The 1940-nt window shown below is 73.6% G+C and carries 1 protein-coding gene and 1 pseudogene; one reads left to right on the top strand and one right to left on the bottom strand.

All coding sequences use genetic code 11. The features are described 5' to 3' along the window. Positions 1-651, bottom strand: a pseudogene (locus ND748_RS30905) (PAS domain-containing protein); the annotation flags it as partial. 445 nt (positions 652-1096) lie between these two features. On the opposite strand from ND748_RS30905, the gene ND748_RS30910 reads away from it, so the two are divergent. Further along, positions 1097-1940: TerD family protein (locus ND748_RS30910; RefSeq protein WP_251749846.1), on the top strand; the 844-nt coding region annotated here is incomplete at its 3' end.

Genomic DNA, 1940 nt, shown 5'->3' on the forward strand with positions numbered 1-1940 from the left:
GAACAGGTCCGCGGCCGCGCCCTCGCCGGCCAGGCCCGACCAGCCCATCAGCCGCGGCGGCGAGCGGGGGCGCCGCTGGTCGCGCAGCAGGATGAGGCAGTACGGCAGGTCGTCGCGCCAGCGGCCCGCGACCGCGGCGGCGCGGGTGCACACCGTACGCTGGTCGCCGCGGTGCGAGGCGACGGCGGCGAGATCGCGCAGGCAGGCGAGGCGGCGAGTGTCGATCATCTGGCGGGTCGTCTCCTGCGCGGTCGTCAGCGCGCCGACGATCCGCCCGCCGCGTTCGGCGTCGCGCACGGGGCCGAAGGAGAAGGTGAAGTAGGTCTCCTCCTGGTAGCCGTGCCGGCACATCAGCAGCCGCTGGTCCTGGGACCAGGTGGCGCCGCCACCGGACATCACGTGGTCGAGCTGCGGCCACATGACATCCCAGAGTTCAGGCCAGACCTCACGAAACGGCCGGCCGAGGGCGTCGGGATGCTTGCGGCCGAGGATCGGAATCGTGGCGTCGTTGTAGAGGTAGGCCAGCTCCGCCCCCCAGGTGATCACCACCGAGAAGCGCGATTCCAGGCACAGACCGACACAGGTGCGCAGGCTGGTGCTCCATGCCTCGGGCGGCCCGAGCGACGTGGACCCCCAGTCCCTGGCCGCCATCAGCCGGCCCATCTGCCCGCCGGCCGCGAACGCCGCACCCAGGCCACCATCACGCCCCGTGACAGCGTCCGGGTGCGAACCCCAACCCGCACCCGCCAGCGTCCTCGCCCTCGCTGCCGTCCGACCGCTCCCCTCGCCAACTGGTGCTGTCGCCAACCGGTGCCCTCGCCAACCGGTGCCCTGGCCGATATAGCCGTCGCCCGCAGCGGCAAACCCCTCGCGGCTCCGCCGAGGGCTGGTCCGCCGGGCAGAGCACGCGACCGGCCGGCGTCAGTTGCTGCCAGAGACTCCGTGTTTGCGGGCGGAAGTGGCAGGTAGCGGACGCATCGTGAGCCTGCAGCCACGCATAGTCTGAAGATTGGCCGCCCGGGTGGCGTCGTCCGGTCGGACGCTGCGCATCGCCGCCATCCGCTGACACGGCACGGATCTGGGCGCGGGGGGATCGATGAGTGCTGTCACGATGCTGCCGAAAGGCGCGAATGTCGGCGTGCCCACCGTGACGGTCCGGGCCGTGGTGCGCTGCGGCTCGGCACTGCCGCTCGACGTCTGCGCGGTGCTGCTGACCGGCGCCGGGTCAGTCCGTTCGGATGACGACTTCGTCTTCTTCAACCAGCCGCGGCATCGCAGCGGGGCCGTCGAGGTCGCCGCCGACGCGGACGGCGGGACCCTGACCGTGGCCCTCGCCGCGGTCGAACCGGACATCACCACGGTCGTGCTCGCCGGCTCCGTCGACGACGGCACCTTCGCCGGCCTCGGCGGGCTGCTCATCCAGGTCGTCGACGACGCGGGCGGGCTCGTCGCGACGTTCCGCCCGGACTCCACCGAGCCGGTGACGACGATGGTCTTCGGCGAGCTGTACCGGCGCGGGTCCGGCTGGAAGTTCCGCGCCGTCGGTCAGGGATGGAGCAGCGGGCTGGCGGGGCTCGCCCGCAGCTACGGCATCTCCGTCGACGAACCCGGTGCGCCCGCGGGGCCGGCACCGGCGGCTCCACCCCGACCGACACCGGTTCCCGAACCGGGACCCACGCGGCCCGCGGACTGGTATCCCGACCCGGCGGCGCCCGGCCACCTGCGCTGGTGGGACGGTGCGGCCTGGACGACGCACCGCCGGCCGTCGATGGTCGACACCGCGACGGCCTGCGGGCGCTGCGGAGCCCAGAAGCGTCGACGACCGTTCGCCGGCCGCCCGGCGCCGTGCGCCACCTGTGACGAGGAGATCCGCCGGCTGCTGTGGGACTGGCAGCACAAGGTCACGCAGGTCGTCGGCGCGACCCCCGGCACCCCCGGCG

The sequence above is a fragment of the Frankia sp. AiPs1 genome, from assembly GCF_023716945.1.
Classification (GTDB): domain Bacteria; phylum Actinomycetota; class Actinomycetes; order Frankiales; family Frankiaceae; genus Frankia.